13 protein-coding genes and 1 pseudogene are annotated in these 15,808 nt (G+C 60.4%); 11 read left to right on the forward strand and 3 right to left on the reverse strand.

Translation table 11 applies throughout. The features are described from left to right. Nucleotides 1-2: 2 nt before the first annotated feature. Nucleotides 3-479 (reverse strand): hypothetical protein, encoded by a 477-nt coding sequence (locus KDN35_RS12335; RefSeq protein ID WP_212132830.1) that lies wholly within the window; start codon nt 477-479, stop codon nt 3-5. Between the two features lie 318 nt (nt 480-797). After that, a complete protein-coding gene (locus KDN35_RS12340) occupies nt 798-1,379 on the reverse strand; it encodes a GNAT family N-acetyltransferase (RefSeq protein WP_171566278.1) in 582 nt (193 codons plus the stop codon). 168 nt (nt 1,380-1,547) lie between these two features. Between KDN35_RS12340 and KDN35_RS12345 the strand changes: the two genes are divergently transcribed. The 3 genes and pseudogenes from KDN35_RS12345 to KDN35_RS12355 form a co-directional block, all read left to right on the forward strand. Beyond that, nucleotides 1,548-2,126 carry a TetR/AcrR family transcriptional regulator gene (locus KDN35_RS12345; protein WP_212132831.1) on the forward strand — a complete coding sequence of 193 codons (579 nt, stop codon included), beginning with the start codon at nt 1,548-1,550 and terminating at the stop codon, nt 2,124-2,126. Next, nucleotides 2,123-2,503 carry a DMT family transporter gene (locus tag KDN35_RS12350; protein ID WP_171566276.1) on the forward strand — a complete coding sequence of 127 codons (381 nt, stop codon included), beginning with the start codon at nt 2,123-2,125 and terminating at the stop codon, nt 2,501-2,503. The genes KDN35_RS12345 and KDN35_RS12350 overlap by 4 nt, the downstream gene beginning before the upstream one ends. 17 nt (nt 2,504-2,520) lie before the next feature. After that, a pseudogene (locus KDN35_RS12355) lies at nt 2,521-2,781 on the forward strand (DUF5360 family protein); the annotation flags it as partial. Nucleotides 2,782-2,830: 49 nt separating this feature from the next. On the opposite strand, the gene KDN35_RS12360 reads toward KDN35_RS12355, so the two are convergent. Continuing rightward, nucleotides 2,831-3,031 carry a hypothetical protein gene (locus KDN35_RS12360; RefSeq protein ID WP_212132833.1) on the reverse strand — a complete coding sequence of 67 codons (201 nt, stop codon included), beginning with the start codon at nt 3,029-3,031 and terminating at the stop codon, nt 2,831-2,833. A 48-nt stretch (nt 3,032-3,079) separates the two neighbouring features. On the opposite strand from KDN35_RS12360, the gene KDN35_RS12365 reads away from it, so the two are divergent. The 8 genes from KDN35_RS12365 to KDN35_RS12400 are packed head-to-tail and all read left to right on the forward strand — an operon-like array spanning nt 3,080 to nt 15,695. Continuing rightward, complete coding sequence (locus KDN35_RS12365) at nt 3,080-5,437, forward strand: DUF7408 domain-containing protein (RefSeq protein ID WP_212132834.1); 2,358 nt, start codon at nt 3,080-3,082, stop codon at nt 5,435-5,437. Further along, a complete protein-coding gene (locus tag KDN35_RS12370) occupies nt 5,434-6,360 on the forward strand; it encodes an ABC transporter ATP-binding protein (RefSeq protein WP_212132835.1) in 927 nt (308 codons plus the stop codon). The genes KDN35_RS12365 and KDN35_RS12370 overlap by 4 nt, the downstream gene beginning before the upstream one ends. Further along, nucleotides 6,357-7,247 carry an ABC transporter permease gene (locus KDN35_RS12375; RefSeq protein ID WP_212132836.1) on the forward strand — a complete coding sequence of 297 codons (891 nt, stop codon included), beginning with the start codon at nt 6,357-6,359 and terminating at the stop codon, nt 7,245-7,247. Before KDN35_RS12370 ends, KDN35_RS12375 begins: the two co-directional genes overlap by 4 nt. 6 nt (nt 7,248-7,253) lie before the next feature. Beyond that, nucleotides 7,254-8,996 (forward strand): coiled-coil domain-containing protein, encoded by a 1,743-nt coding sequence (locus tag KDN35_RS12380; protein ID WP_349290981.1) that lies wholly within the window; start codon nt 7,254-7,256, stop codon nt 8,994-8,996. A 29-nt stretch (nt 8,997-9,025) separates the two neighbouring features. After that, entirely contained in the window at nt 9,026-10,009 is a 984-nt protein-coding gene (locus KDN35_RS12385) for an AAA family ATPase (protein ID WP_171566271.1), read from the forward strand. Then, the gene (locus tag KDN35_RS12390; RefSeq protein ID WP_171566270.1) at nt 10,006-10,887 is read left to right on the forward strand and encodes a DUF58 domain-containing protein; all 882 of its coding nucleotides are present in this window, start codon (nt 10,006-10,008) and stop codon (nt 10,885-10,887) included. The genes KDN35_RS12385 and KDN35_RS12390 overlap by 4 nt, the downstream gene beginning before the upstream one ends. A 19-nt stretch (nt 10,888-10,906) precedes the next feature. Beyond that, the gene (locus KDN35_RS12395; RefSeq protein ID WP_212132837.1) at nt 10,907-12,763 is read left to right on the forward strand and encodes a VWA domain-containing protein; all 1,857 of its coding nucleotides are present in this window, start codon (nt 10,907-10,909) and stop codon (nt 12,761-12,763) included. Next, a complete protein-coding gene (locus tag KDN35_RS12400) occupies nt 12,753-15,695 on the forward strand; it encodes a VWA domain-containing protein (protein ID WP_212132838.1) in 2,943 nt (980 codons plus the stop codon). Before KDN35_RS12395 ends, KDN35_RS12400 begins: the two co-directional genes overlap by 11 nt. Nucleotides 15,696-15,808: the final 113 nt, after the last annotated feature.

Consider the following 15,808-nt stretch of genomic DNA (forward strand, 5'->3'; position numbering starts at 1 on the left):
TACTATAGTAATACCCAGTCTACGAATTTTGAAATGACCCAACCAACCTGTCTCGCTGTACTCAGTGGTACTCCCAGATCATATAACACCCCGCTAACTTGATCTTGAATGATTTTGATAGAAAGGTCTTTCCAAGAAGCTATGGTCCGCAAGGTATCAGCAATATCATCGGCATATTTCCTGATAGTATCTGCTACTTTTATACTGCCGTAATCCTCAACAAAGTCGAGCAATTTTTTTATGGCTTGCGATTCCAGCATATCTGCTAACTTCAATACCGCTTTCTGGAGTGCTGCAGTTTTGACACCCTGTGTTTCTACCTTTGGCGACACTGTGTTGACCTTCGCCACAGAAGGGTTGAGTTGTGACACCGTGTTTGTTTCTGCGGCAAAAACAGAAGTAGGTACTGCTACCGCCAAAACAGACAGAGCTAAAACAGGAGAAAAAATTCTTTTGAACAACTTCATAGACAGCTTCATAAATTTCTCCCCCCTTTTATCTTGACGACCAGCAAAGAAGTTGTAATGTCCGCTCCAAAACGCAACGCGTGCAGGGGGCAAACATCTGGTAGTTCGACGAAGTGAGATTTGTGCTCCCCTGTTTTTCCCCGCGACTTCGATTTTCCGCTAAGCAGGTCGTCAAAGGAGCTCGGTTGGCCCATCACTCCATGCTCGTACTTTATCTCCACCTTTGGTTGTAAAAAGTGCAGGCCTTCCGGCCTGGGAACGATGGTAGATTGTTTCCTTGAGGAACTCAATGGCAAAAAGTACAGTTTGTCTTCAGTCTTTTTATGGCGGCTAGACGTGTTTCTTCAGGTGCTGCGCTCGGTATTCGTCTTCCAGGATGCTCATGATGATCGAGTCGTGATACTGGTGGTTGTAGTACAAGGCTTCGCGCTGCACGCCCTCCCGCTGAAAGCCGAGTTTTTCATAGGCGCGAATGGCCCGCGAGTTGTAGGAGAAGACGTTCAGCTCAATCCGGTGCAGGTTCAAAATCCCGAATGCGTAGTCGAGCAGAAGACGCATGGCTTCCGTGCCAAGCCCCCTGCCCTGGTGTTCCTGGGAATTAATGGCGATACGGATATTGGCATTGCGGTTCACGTTGTCGATGCTCTGCAGGGCGATGTCGCCGATCACCTCGTCCGTTTCCCGCAAGGCGATCAACAGTAGGAGCGACGACGGGTCCTGCGTTTTTCCTTCGATGTATCGGTATATTTGTTCACGGGTAAAGCTTTTCTGCGTGCCGGTCAGTCTCCGCACCTCCGGGTCAAACAGCATCCGGAAATAGAGATCGGTATCGTCAAGGCCGATGGGCCGCAAGTACACCCGGTCACCCTCGAGGAACCGCACGGGCGCAGTGGGGGTGTCCTGATTGTTCATGGTAATCCTCCTTTTCTCCTAACAATAGCAAAATTGCCCATGCTTGAAAATGTGCGGGTTTGGAAAGGATTGACACTTGGCTCGCATTCCTCTTATACTGCAGGCGTGAGGAAAATGATAGAAATAAAATATTTTCCTTGGTTTCCGAGTGGAAGGAGTGGGATGCCCTTGCAGGAACGCATTGTTCAGGCGGCGATTGAAGAAATCCAGACCAGAGGCCTCAAATTTACGATGGCGGACCTCTCGCGCCGTGCGGGTGTCAGCACGAAGACACTGTACGGCCATTTTCCGTCCAAGGAAGCACTGATTGGTCATCTGATCGAACAGGAAATTCAGGACGTGCGGGACAGCATGGAAACCATCGTGAATCGGCAGGATCTGGATGTGACGGAGAAGCTGCGCCGGCTGCTGACTTATGTGCCGAGCGGGTTTGGCGGCACCGACCTGCGGTTGTGGTACGAATTGAAGCGATACTATCCCGCCCAGTGGGCACTCGTGGACGCGTGCATTCAGGAAGAGTGGGACCAGGTCCGGGCCGTTTTGGAAGAAGGGATGGGCAAAGGCGTGTTTCGCCGGGTGAACACGGACATCCTGATTCAGATGTATGTGGGCGCCTGGGAGCAGTTAATCAACCGGCAGTGGCTGACGAGAAACAACATGACTCTTGATCAGGCGCTTGACGCGGTGATCGACATCTTGCTGGGCGGAGTGGTCCGTACCCAAAAACGACAGGAGGAGAGCGTATGAGCTGGTTGTATCTGGCGTTGGCCATCTGTTTCGAGGTGGCGGGCACCACATTCATGAAGCTGTCGAACGGGCTTAGCCGGCCTGTTTTTACCGTATTGATGTTCGTGTTTTACGTCATCAGTTTTTCGTCGTTGAGCATGGCGCTCAAACAGCTTGAGGTGGGCACGGCATACGCGATCTGGTCGGGAGTGGGGACGGCGGCGATTGCCGTCATCGGCTTCCTGTTTTTCAAGGATGTGCTCACTGCGCAAAAAATCATCGCCATCGCGCTCATCATCGTCGGCTGCGTAATGCTGAATTTGAGCGGCGCGGCGCACGGGGAAAGCGCTTCGGCCGGGCCGGAAAAAGGCGTTGTGGCGGAGAGTGAGGCCAAATGAAGCGGCTGACAGGGTTTCTCGATCTGTTCATCTCGATCACCGGATTTGCCAGTCTGTACGCGTACCGCAGGAAAAACAGCTGCTGGCGGCCGTTGGCGCTGATCTCGCTGGTACTGACGTCCTGTTCCGGTCTGCAGGCGATCTCCTTTTGGCTGTTCAAAGGGGATTTTGATCCGGTTTGGTGGATTCCCAACCTGTACCTGTTGATCTATCCGCTGTTCTTTCTGCCTCGTTTTTTTCGGGAGCAGCCCGTCGTATCGGCTTCGGGCAAGGCTTGATCACATCCCGTAGGGCAGCGTGAGCAATCGGGTGCTTCGAGTCGCCATTTCACGTCCCCATACGGTATGTTCCATCCTCCGGCACCGCTTTTTGGCGGTGTCTTTTTTGCTGCCGGGCCTGCTGGTCCAGCACCTTCTTCATAACAGGGACTGGCAGCATTTTATCCTTTATTTTTACCGCGATAAGTTTGTATATTTTGACAAAGGGCAATTGATTTGAATCCAACTTGTAGCCATTTGTCGAATTCATACGTCATTACAGGTAAACGACAAATTTGTTCGCGGAGGTTATGCGGAAATGAATATGGCGAAGTCCAAGCACTGGCTGCTGCACATATGTGTCTGCCTGCTGCTGTTGGCCGGACTGCCCGACAGCCGGGCAGCAACGGTACATGCGGAATCATCTGTACAACTGGGCGTCACGCCCGGCATTCGCGGTGAGTACAAGCAAGCAGGCGTGGTCCCGGTTCAGGTGACAGTCAGCAATGGCGGAGCGGATGTGGAAGGCAGTCTGGTCGTAGCCGGAAGTAAGAATGACGACTTTTCTGTAGGGTACTACCAGCCTGTATCCGTCGCCAAAGGAGCGACCAAGCAGGTAACGATCACCGTACCGGGCAACGCGATCGACCCATTCGGATACGTGGCCCTGATTCAAGGCGATGAGATCGTGGCCCAAACGAAAATCGGCGGACGCCGGTATGGTCCGGACACGCTGTTCGTGGGCGTGCTGGCGGCCGACGTTGACACCGCCAACTTCCTTGGGGCGATGCCCCAATCGGTCTTACCCAATCCGGTGCGGGTCCTGCCGATGCAACCGGAGCAGATCCCGACTTCAAAAGTGCAGTTGGAAATGCTCGACATTCTGGTTTTGAACAATTTTGCCCTGGACGGGTTAAATGGACAGCAGGTGCAGGCGATCCGCGACTGGACAGCGGGGGGAGGCATGCTCGTGCTGGCCGGCGGTGCCCACTACAACAAGACGGCGGGGGTGCTTGCCGACCTTTCGCCGGTAGAGGTGACCGGTGTTACGAGCCTGACCGCTTTTTCCAGTCTGGCGGTGGAGAAAAACAAGCCGCTTGTGCTGGAAAAGCCGTTTACGATCAGTGCGGGACGTCTGAAAACGGGCAGCGTGGTCCATGCGGAGGGCGGCGTTCCGTTAATGGCGGTACGTTCGCTGGGTGAGGGCAAAGTGCTGTACGTTGCCTACGACCTGTCGGAAGAGCCGGTGGCAAGCTGGAGCGGCAACAGCCGTTTCTGGGCGGAGACGCTGACCAAGGCGTTTGGCTCATCACTGCAACGAACAGAAAGAGATCCCATGGATGGCATGTGGGGATTAAACCAGGCCGCCGACCGCATTCCCCAGCTGAAATTGCCGGACGTGAAGTGGACAGCGCTGTTTTTTGGCTGCTACGCGCTGCTGGCGGGTCCGGTCTTCTATTACCTGCTGCGCCGCAAGCGAAAGCAGGGCTACATGTGGGTGGTTGTCCCGGTGTTTGCCGTCATCACCGGCGTCGCTATTTTTTCGTACGGCGCGCTGCAGCGGGGAACTGGCGCGCTCGTGCATCAAACCGGCATCATCCACTTGCAGGGGGACGGACAGGCGCGGGCCAAGGCGGTCACGGCGCTGTTTGTGCCGACGAGCGGCGACTATGAGCTGGAAGTAAAGGGAGACGGCAAGGTGTGGCCGATTCAGCACCATTACCTCGGTGAAGCGTCGACGAAGGCGTGGGTCTCGATGCAGTCGGATCGGTCGCTCGTGCAGTTCCGCGACGTCGAGTTTTGGTCCATGCGCAAGGTGGGGATGGAGCACATCGTCACCGACGCTGGTTTGTTTGAGGCCGATCTGGTCTACGCCGACGGCACCGTCAAAGGGACGGTGACCAACAAGTCAAAGTATGCGCTGCGGGACGTCGTCATCGTCTCGGGCAGCAAGGTGCAAAAGGTGCCTGAACTGGCGCCGGGATCGAGTGTCCAGGTCAACCTGCCGTTTAATCCGGCACAAATAGACAATTCTGTCTATCAGTCCAGAACCGATATTCTCCCGCCGCACGTGGACTGGTACGACCCGTATGAAACGAGTCGGGAAGGCGAGATGATCCACGATTTGGATCGAGGAAGCGGCTTCCGGCCGGCGTCACTCATGCTTTTTGGCTGGACACAGACCCCTGCGGTGGAGACGGACGTGAAGAACAGGCGGTCTCAGACGGAAAGCCTGACGTTGGTGACGCAGCCGCTGTCGCTGAAGCCCTCCACGGACGGCCATATTGTCTACCCGCCCGGAACGATTGTGCCTATCAAAACGAGCAGTTCGGTGAAGGTTGATGAACGCGACGACGGGTATATGATGCAGGCGGGCGAGATCACGCTTGACTTCCCGATCGAACTTGGGGACAAACAGGTGAAGATCACGAACATTTACCTCTACACCTGGTCGGACAGCAATACGCAGTTTGATAAACAGGTGTACAACTGGAAGACCCATAAATTTGATCCGTTCGAAAAGGCGTTTGCCAACAACACGATGACCGGGGACAAGACGCCGGTGTACCTCTCGCCCGAAGGCACGCTTCGGATCAAGTTTTCGCACCGGTATGAAGATTACCGCCACCTCGGCACCCCGGTGATCAGCGTGGAAGGAAAGGTGATGCGTCCATGATCCAGATCAATCGGCTGGTAAAGCGATACGGCAAAATGGAAGCGTTGAAAGGGCTGACGCTGGAGATTGAGAAGGGCACCTTGTTTGGCTTCGTCGGCCCGAATGGAGCCGGCAAGTCGACGACAATGTCCATTCTGGCCACCTTGCTGGAGCCGACCAGCGGCCAGGCGTACGTCGGCGGATACGAAGTGACAAAGCATCCGCGTGAAGTGCGCAAGCTGATCGGCTACATGCCTGATTTTTTCGGGGTGTACGACAATTTGACGGCGGAGGAGTACCTGGACTTCTACGGAGCCAACTACGACATTCCCGCCCAGGAGCGCCGACAGATCATTCCGCAATTGCTGGAGCTGGTCAATCTGAGCCACAAGCGGGACGCGTATGTAGACTCGCTGTCGCGGGGGATGAAGCAGCGCCTGGGATTGGCCCGCTGCCTCGTGCACAATCCGGAAGTGCTGATCCTCGACGAACCGGCATCCGGATTGGACCCCAGGGCCCGGATCGAGCTGCGCGAGATTTTGAAGGAACTGCGCGACATGGGCAAGACCATCATCATCAGCTCGCACATTCTGCCGGAGCTGGCCGAGATGTGCGACGTGATCGGCATCATCGAGGGCGGCAGCCTGGTCGCGTGTGGCAGAGTGGACGAGATTTACCAGAAGATGCAGGAAAAGCGGGTGCTGCGCATCCGCCTGCTGGACCGCGTGGAGGAAGCGATGACCCGGCTGCGTGAAGTGCCGACCGTATCAGACGTCACGCGCGAAGGCAGCTGGGTGGTAGCCGGGTTTACGGGAAATGACGAGCAGCAGGCAGCGCTGCTGCGCGATTTGGCGGCCGCGGGACTGCCGGTGGCCGCGTTCAACGAGGAGCAGGGCAATCTGGAAGAAATCTTTTTGGAAATCACGAAGGGGGTGGGCTCATGAACCTCATGCAGCGATTGCGCAACCCTGTGCTTGTAAACGAGTGGAAACTGCGGATGCGGACGCGCCGTTCGCCGTGGATCATCGCCTTTTACCTGCTGGCGTTGGGCATGGTGACGCTGACGTTTATCTATCTGGTGACGGGAGGCCGCGGCTACTACAACATGAACAACTCGCGCGAAATGTTCATCGTGCTCTCAATCCTGCAGTTGGGGATGATTTGCTTTGTCGTGCCGGGGTTGACGGCAGGGGTGATTTCCGGCGAGCGGGAGCGTCAGACGCTGAACGTCCTGCTGACAACCAACATCAGCGCGACCAAACTGATTTTGGGCAAATGGCTGGCGTCACTCAGCTTTGTGACGTTTCTCGTGTTCTCCACTATCCCGCTGTACGCGATCGTCTTTTTGTACGGCGGCATCTCTCCCGCCCAACTGCTGAAGGTGTTCGGCTTTTACCTGGTTACCATGTTGGCATTGGGCAGCGTCGGGGTGCTGATCTCGACATTGATCAAACGGACGGGAGTCGCTACGGTGTTGAGCTATGCGGTCGTCTTCGCGTATACCGCGGGCACCGTCATCCTGGCCGAAGTAATCCGTGAGTTCATCGAGTACCAGCAGCGGCAAAACCCTGCGCCGGTGCGCACGGAGCCGCTGTTGCCTGATCTGCTGCACAGCATCAATCCGCTGGTCGGAATGCTGGGCATTTTTAACGAAGGACCTGTGCATGATCTGCGCCGGACGCTCAGCAGCCAGTTCTTGTTCGTTTCGGTTGACCCGTTCTGGCTGTACGTGCTGTTTCTGACGTTTGTCACCGCAATCTGCCTGGCGCTGGCTGTTTATCTGATCAAGCCGGTGCGCCCCCGTTTGCGAAAAGCGGCGAATAAGGAGTGATGGGTCGTGTCCATCCGGCAACAGAAGGAACAGAAGGATGAGCTGTCCGCGCTGCTCCGGCCGATCCGCAGGAGGTTGAGCGTCCAGAAGCTTGTGCTCAGGCTCACGGCGGGTGTCCTGTGGGGACTGGGGGGAAGCCTGATGGTTCTTCTCATCGCCCGCCTGGTGCCCATCCCGTACTACAAGGCGATTGCGGCCGCCATCTGCCTGCTCGCAGTGGCGGCGGGAGCGATTGTCGCCTTTATTCACCGTCCGGATGAGCGGGAGTGCGCGCTGCTGGCCGACCGTCAGGGATTGGCACAGCGGGTCGTGACGGCGCTGGAGCACCGTGAAAGTACGTCGCCGCTAGCTGTTATGCAGCGGGAGGACGCCGTACGCCGCTTGCGCGAGGCGCTGCCGCAGGTGCTGGAGAGCATCCCCGTCCTGCCAGATGCAAAACGGCCCGCGTACGCAGCGGGATGCCTGCTCTCCCTTTGTCTCCTGCTGGTTTTCTGGGCCAACCCGCAGGATGAGCGGCTGGCACAGCTGGCCCAGGAGCGGGAGGCGAAGAAAGCGGCGCAAGAGGCGGTGACGAAGCTGGAGCAGGAGGCCAAAGCCGCTGAGGGGTTGAGCGACGCGCAAAAAAAGAAGCTGGAAGAGATACTGGCGCAAGCCAAAAAGGCGCTGTCGGAGGCGGACAGTCAGACCGAACGGCTCCAGGCGCTGAAGGCAGCGGAAAAGCAGTTGGATCAATGGAAGCAGGCGGAACTGGCGAAGCAGGCGGCACTGCAGCGTTTGCAGCAGTCGCTGGCGCAGCATCAAGGACTGCGGCAGGCCGCGGCTTCTCTCAGCAAAGAGGACCGGCAGGCGCTGGTAGAAGCGCTGCGCCAGTCGGCTAAAGCGCTGGAGGCGCTGTCTGCCAAGGAGCGGCAATCTCTTGCCGAGGAGCTGCAAAAAGCGGCGGAACATTTGGCTCAGGCCGCTGCTGACGCCGGGACGGATGACGCCGCCGCCACCGCGGCGCAATTGAAGCAGGCGGCCGAGCAGTTGGCCCAGGGCAACGTGCAGTCGGCCATGGCATCACTGCAATCCGGCTTGCTGCAGGCCATGCAGCAGGTGACACAGGCGCAGCAGGGAGCGCTGCTGGCCGCACAGTCACTGGCCGTGCTGCAGCAGTCGCAGATGATGCTGGCAGCAGCCGGTTCCCCGTTCGGCAGCGCCGGCCAGACAGGGATGGGCTTTGGCGCGGGAACAGCGGGATCAGTCGGCGCGGGAACGGCAGTCCCCGCCTCCGGGTCTGCGGGGGCGAATTCCTCGGGAGCAGGCTCCCAACAAGGCCAAGGGACATCCCCAGCCGGCAGTGCAGGTGGAAACGGCCAGGCAGGCGGAGGAAGCGGTTCCGGTGCGGGTAATGGCTCCGGGAATGGAGCAGGCTCCGGCAGCGGTGCCGGGGCGGGGGGAGGTTCCGGCAAAGGTGGCGGCAAGGGCCCGGGTGCGGGTCTGGGCGCAGGCAGACATGAACTGGTGACCGTCCCATCGCCCCGCATCGGCGCAGAAGGGCCGACCGATACCGTGGGCGGTCCGCTCGGAGCCGGTCCCTCCCAGTCCCGGGCCAGCACCACGACACAGGTATCGTCGGGAGCTGCCCGTCCCTATGAAGAGGTATACAGCCAATACGCTTCGTTTGCCCGCGAGAGCCTGGAACACGGGAAAATTCCGGACGATTACCAGGACGCGGTCAAAGCGTATTTCAGCAGTATCGAACCCTAAGCGAAAACGTGAAGCAAGGAGACGTGGCGATGACACAACATGCAGTGGAAGAGTGCCTCAGCCGGGTGGAACGGGTGAGGCAGGAGATCGGAAAAGTGCTGGTGGGGCAAAAAGACGTGGTGGAGCAGCTGCTCTGGGCGGTTTTTGCCGGCGGCCACGCGCTGCTGGAGGGCGTGCCCGGGCTGGGCAAGACGCTGTTGGTGAAGACGCTTGCGCAGGCGTTCGAACTGTCGTTTCAGCGGATTCAGTTCACCCCCGACCTGATGCCCACCGACATCACGGGGACCAACATCCTGCGCGTGGACGAAACGGGGCAGCAGTCGTTCCAGTTCCAACCAGGCCCCGTCTTCGCCCATGTCGTGCTGGCTGACGAAATCAACCGGGCTACGCCGAAGACGCAGAGCGCGCTTTTGGAGGCGATGCAGGAGCGGACCGTCTCTGCGGGCGGGAGCACGCGGCCGCTCCCGGAGCCGTTTTTCGTGCTGGCGACGCAAAACCCGCTGGAGCAGGAAGGGACCTATCCGCTGCCGGAAGCGCAGATGGACCGGTTCCTGATTAAAATCGACGTGCCGTTTCCCAGCGAGGATGAGCTGAGGGAGATCGTTTTGCGGACGACGGCGGGACAGCCGGCGTCTGTGGAAAAGGTGGCCTCCGCACGGGAGATCGCCGAGATCCAGCAGGCGGCGCGCGACATTCTGGTGGCTGATCCGGTGCTGCGATACGCGGTCAAATTGCTGCTGGCCACCCATCCCGGTGAACAGGCGGTGGAGTCGGTCAACCGGTACGTCCGTTCCGGGGCGGGACCGCGCGGCGTGCAGGCAATGGTGGCGTTGGCCAAGGTGCGCGCCCTGCTGGCCGGCCGTTTCAACCTGGCCTACGAAGACATCGACGCGGTTGCGCTGCCGGCGCTCAGGCACCGCGTGTTTCTCAACTTTGAAGGGGAAGCAAACGGCATCCGCCCTGACCGGATTATCACCGACATTCTGGCCGCGCTGGAGAAGGACAAGGCATGAGCGGGCAGTTGTTGGACCCGGCGTGGCTCAGCCGGCTGGAGCGGATGCAGGTGTTGAGCAGGCGGATGGCCAGCGGCACCCACGCGGGCAAACGACGTTCCAAACGGACAGGCAGTTCGCTGGAATTTGCCGATTACCGGCCGTACGCTCCCGGTGACGATCTGCGGCAGTTGGACTGGAACGCCTACGCCCGCTCGGGAAAGCTGTTTTTGAAAAAATTTCTCGATGAGCAGGAACTGCATGTCACGCTGTACATCGACTGCAGCCGGTCGATGGCCTACGGGGAACCCCGGAAGCTGGAACGGGCGGTGCAGTTGGCAGCCGCACTGGGCTATATCTCGCTTTGCCATCTGGACTATGTGTCGGTATACGCCTTTAACCAGAAGGTGACGGCGTCGCTGTGCAATCTGCAGGGGAAACACAAGGCGGCCCACCTGCTCTCCTTTCTCTCCGGGCTGCAGGCGGGCGGGACAGGTGACATGAACCGGGCGCTCCGCTCACCGGGCGCCGTGCGGGGCAAACCGGGCATCTCCATCGTCTTGTCCGACTTTTTGTTTGAAACGGGTTATGAAGCGGGCATCGCCTATCTGCAGGCTGCCCGGCAGGAGGTCGCGCTGGTTCAGATACTGGCGCAAGACGAACGAGAGCCGTCGTACGAGGGAGAGCGGCGGCTGATCGACAGCGAGACGCGGCAGTTTAAAGAGGTGTCGCTTACCCGGCAGCTCGTCGACCATTACAGACAGACCGTGCGGGACTATCAGGCGGAGCTGGCCAATTTCGCCTACCGGCGGGGAATCGCCTGCACAGCGGTGGAGGCGGAAGCGCCGCTGGAGCAAATGGTCTTTCGGGTGTTCCGGCAGGCAGGGTTGATTCGGTAGAGAGGAGGAGAAGGCAGTCATGCAGTGGATGGCGTTGGGCAATCTGGGATTTTTGCTGATCGTGCCGGCCATTGTCGCCCTCTACCTGCTCAAGCGGAACACGGAGGACCTGGAGGTGCCCAGCACGCTTTTGTGGCAGCGGACGCTGCAGAGCTGGGAAGCGGTGCGCCCGTGGGAAAAGTTGAAGCGCAACCTGCTGCTTCTGCTCCAACTTTTGGCCGCCGTCCTGCTGGTGCTGGCGTTGGTCCGTCCGGCCGTGCCCACGGCGGGAGCAATTGCCGACCATACCGTGCTTGTCATCGACACGTCCGGCAGCATGCTGACCAGGGAAGGGGAGCACTCCCGCTTTGAGCAGGCCCTCGATGCCGCTCGCGGCATCGTGGAACGGTTGAGCGGCGGGCAGGCGATCACACTGATCGAGGCGGGGCTGGAGCCGCGGGTTCTGGTGGCCAAGAGTACGGACAGGCAGGCGCTGCTGCAGGCACTGCAATCGCTGGCGCCTCGTCCGGGGACGAGTGATCAGCAGGCGGCCCTGTCGCTGGCCGCGGCGATCACGGCGACAGAGCCGGGCAGCGGGGTGATGTGGTTTGGCGACGGCGGGACCGCCCGCGCGGCCGAACAGGAGAGCGCCTTGGCAGTATCCGGTCCGTATCGCTTTGTGCAAGCGGGTCGGGCAAAAGAAAACGCAGCAATCGGCGCCTTTGTTACTCAGCCGGGCCAAGGCGGGACAGAAGGGCTGTTGCGGATCGACAACTACGGCAGTCAGCCCGTGCGGGGCAGGGCGACGATCTACGGCCCCGAGCAACAAGTGCTGGACGTAAGCGAGTTTGCGGTGGAGGCCGGGGCGTCCCGCACCGTTACCTTTGAACGCCTGCCCGCCGCCCCTGTCTACCGGGCGGTGATCGAACCGGAAAAGGACGGGCTGGCGGAAGACAACGAGCGGTGGAGCGTGCCATTTGCCGCCGGAAAAGGGCGGGCCGTGCTGGTCAGTCCGCAGGGAAACCGGTTTTTGCACCAGGCCCTGCAGTCAGTCGGCCGTTTGGAAGTGGAGACGCGCTCCGAGCTGCCGGATGGCACCGAGAGGGCCGACGTGTGGGTGTTTGACGGCGTGGTGCCCGACCGGCTGCCGGAGGGGAACATCCTGGTGATCGCTCCCGATCGAAAAACAGACTGGCTGCCGTACACCGGTGCAGCTGCTGTGCAGCACAGGCCGGAAACACTCCGGCCGGACGATCCGCTCGTGAAGCACGTGGATTGGCAGGATGTGCACGTGGCCCGGACCTCCGTGGTAAGCGAAATGCCGGGCATGCGGCCGCTGGTGAAGGCAGGAGACACCAACCTCGTCCTGGCCGGGTCATTGGCGGGACGAAAGGGTGTCATCGTCAACTTTGACCTGCACGATTCCGACTTTCCGCTGCGGCCGGCGTTCCCGATTTTCATGCAAAATGTGGCCTCCTGGCTGTCGTCCGCCCAGAACGTTCCGATCGGCCCCGCCGTTCCGGGAGAGACGCTGGCGATTCCGCTGACGCCGGGAGCGGAAAAACGGACGCTGACCTACCCGGACGGACGGGAGCAGGCCGTCGAGGCGCAGGGAACGACCTGGCTGTTCCGTGTTCCGGAGCAGACGGGGTTGTACCGGTTGACGGAAGAAGTCGCAGGAACGGCACAGGTCCGTTACTTTGCGGTTCACATGGACGAGGCGGAGTCGGACATCGCGCCGCGTTCGCTGACGGTCGGAAGCAGCGGGGCCGGCGAAGGAGAAGCCAAGCCGCAGGACGGCCAGGCTGCCGGAAGCCGGGAGCTGACCGGGTGGCTGGCGGCGCTGGCACTGTTGGTGGTGTTTGCGGAATGGAGGGTGTATCAACGTGGGTATTGACGTGCAGCAGCCGTGGTTTCTGCTCCTGCTGATTCCCGCCGCCTGGATGATTGCTTCCTGGTGGCGCGGCCAGCGCAGGATGCCGAACAGCCGCAAGACGCTGATCGCTGCCGTGCGCGGTGCTGTCTTTCTCCTGCTGATTTTGGCGCTCGCCGGGACACAGCTTCTCCATCCGGTGCGGGCGGAGACAGTGGTGGTCGTCGTCGACCGGTCGGCGTCGATGAAAGATGACCCGAGGGTGTACGAATTCATTCGCGCCGCGGTGGAGGAGAAGCGGGCCGAAGATCAGTTCGGCGTGGTGGCTGTCGGTGCGGAAGCGGCAGTAGACCAGCCGCTGACGACCCGGCAGGACGTGCAGCCGGTCGGGGTGGAAGTGAACCGGCATGCCACCAATCTGGCCGAAGGGATCCGCCTGGCCGCCGCGATGATCCCCAGCCATGCGCGAGGCAAAATTGTACTCCTGACGGACGGATTGGCCACGCACGGCGATGCCGCGCGGGAAGCAAAGCTGGCGGCGGAACGGGGCATTGCCGTCGAAGCGGTCTCCCTGCAGCAGCCGCAGGGAGAAGAAGTGGTGCTCACGGCTGTACAGGTGCCGGAGCGGCTGTACGCAGGCGAGGAGTACGCGATCAAGGTGGACGTCGAAAGCACGACGGCCACGCGGGCGACCCTCCGCCTGTACGAGGGGAATCGGGAAGCAGGCCGGCAGACCATACAGGTGGAAAAGGGGAAAAACCGCTTCCTGTTTACGCAAAAAGCGCTGCAGGAAGGGTTTCAGCGCTACCGCGTCGAGATCGAACCGGAGCGTGACACGGTACAGACCAACAACCAGGCACACGCGTACGCGCAGGTGGCAGGCGCCCCGACCGTGCTGGTTCTGGAGGGACATCCCGGCGCGGCGAAAAACCTGGTCAGCGCGCTTGCGGCAGGCAGCATCAAGACGGACGTGAAGGACCCGTCACTTTTGCCCAAGGCGCTGGACGGATACAAGCGGTACGCGTCGATTATCCTCGCCGATGTGGAGGCCACCCAGTTGAGCGACGCCGACATGGAGCGGATACGGACGGCGGTCCGCGATCTAGGTGTGGGATTGATCATGACCGGCGGTTCCAACAGCTTTGGGATGGGCGGCTGGCTGCAGACCCCGATCGAGGAAGCGCTGCCGGTCCATATGGATTTGCGCGGCAAGGAAGATCTGCCCTCGCTGGGACTGGTGCTGGTGATCGACAAGTCGGGGAGCATGTCTGCGGACGCGCACGGCGTGGACAAGATGGAGCTGGCAAAAGAAGCGGCGATCCGGGCCACCACGATGCTGAACGGGCAGGATCAGATCGGCGTCATTGCGTTTGACGGGAGTCCCTGGGAAGTGGTTCCGCCCCGATCCGTCACCGACCTGGACGAAATCCATCGGCAGATCGGCGGCATTTTCGCCGACGGCGGCACGGATATATTCCCGGCGCTGCAGATGGCGTACGAGCGGATCAAGACGATGCAGACAAAGCGGAAGCACGTGATCCTGCTGACCGACGGACAGTCGGGCCGAAGCAGTGACTATCAGGCGCTCCTGCAGCAGATGGCGGGCGAAAACATCACCGTGTCCACCGTGGCCGTCGGTGATGACGCCGATACTTTGCTGCTGGAGGATATCGCCCAATGGGGAAACGGGCGCTACTACTTCGCCAAAGACGCGACGTCGGTGCCGAAAATCTTCAGTAAGGAGACAGCGCTGGCCAGCCGCACGTATATCGTGGAACAGCCGCAGGTGCCGAAGCGCACCGGAGGCGACGACTGGTCCGCGCTCCGCCAGCCCTTGCCGCCGCTGCACGCATACGTGGCGACGACGCCAAAACAGACGGCTGAACAGCTATTGACCAGCCTGGACGAGGACCCGATTCTGATCCGCTGGCAGTACGGGCTGGGACGGTCGGTCGCCTGGACCAGCGATCTGGAGGGGAAATGGGCTCCGGCATGGGTGACGTGGCCAGGCTACAGCCGAATGTGGAACGAGGCGGTGGCCTGGACGCTGCCGCAGGTCGCGACGGGCCGCTGGAAGACAGAGACCCGGCTGGACGGGACGAGCGGCGTCATAACCGTCACCGTCCCCAAAGGGGAGAAGTTGCCGCAGGAACTGGAAGCGGTGGTGGTCAACCAGGAGATGAACCGGGAGGCCGTGCGCCTGAAACCGGTGGCTCCGGGTACGCTGGAGGGCCGTTTTTCCGCCGCTGAACCGGGCAGCTATCTGATACAGATCACGGAAAAAACGAACGGACAGGTAACGGCAAGCGAAACCGCCGGGTTGACTGTCTCGTATTCGCCGGAGTACGGCCTGCCTCGGGACGGGGACAGCGAACTGAGACAATGGCTGACGGCGGGTGAAGGGAGACTGATTACCAGACCGGACGAGGTGTTTACCGGCAAGCTGCCCGCCAAGTGGGATACGCAGCCGATCGGTGAATGGCTGCTGATGCTGGCCGCCCTGCTGTGGCCGCTGGATGTCGCCTGCCGCCGTCTGCAGCTCCCGGAAGCATGGTGGACACGATTTACGGCCCGATTCCGCAAGCGCGGGTCTGTCGGGAATGAAGGCCATCAATCGGTGTTTGCCCGCTTGGGAGAAAAGCAGGAAGAGCGGAAACGAAGCCGGGCAGCCAAGCGAGAGGCGGAAACGGCCGACGTGGCAGGGCAGACGAGGGCCGCGACGGACAGCAGCATGTCAGCTGCAGCGGCTCCTCCCGCCGGGCATTCCGCGCAGGTATCCGGCAGCAGCGAGCAAGGGGAAGCGTTGAGCCGTTCCGCCGCCGGCAGCCGATCTGCAGGGGCTTCTGCAACGGACAGCACCGCTGCCGCGCAGACGGACAGCGGGAAAACGCCGGCAGACAAGACAGGCGAGACCTTCAATCGCCTGCTGGCCGCGAAAAAGCGAAGACAGAAATAAGGAAAAAACCGCCTTTTGGGCGGTTTTTTCCTGTTCCGGGCAGTTTCCCTTTCGGGGCAGTTTTTCTTTGCTGCTGGGATTTGTGCGCGAGTCAAGGAATCTGGTCAGCAGAC

The sequence above is a fragment of the Brevibacillus sp. NL20B1 genome, assembly GCF_018195675.1.
Taxonomy (GTDB): Bacteria; Bacillota; Bacilli; order Brevibacillales; family Brevibacillaceae; genus Brevibacillus; species Brevibacillus aydinogluensis.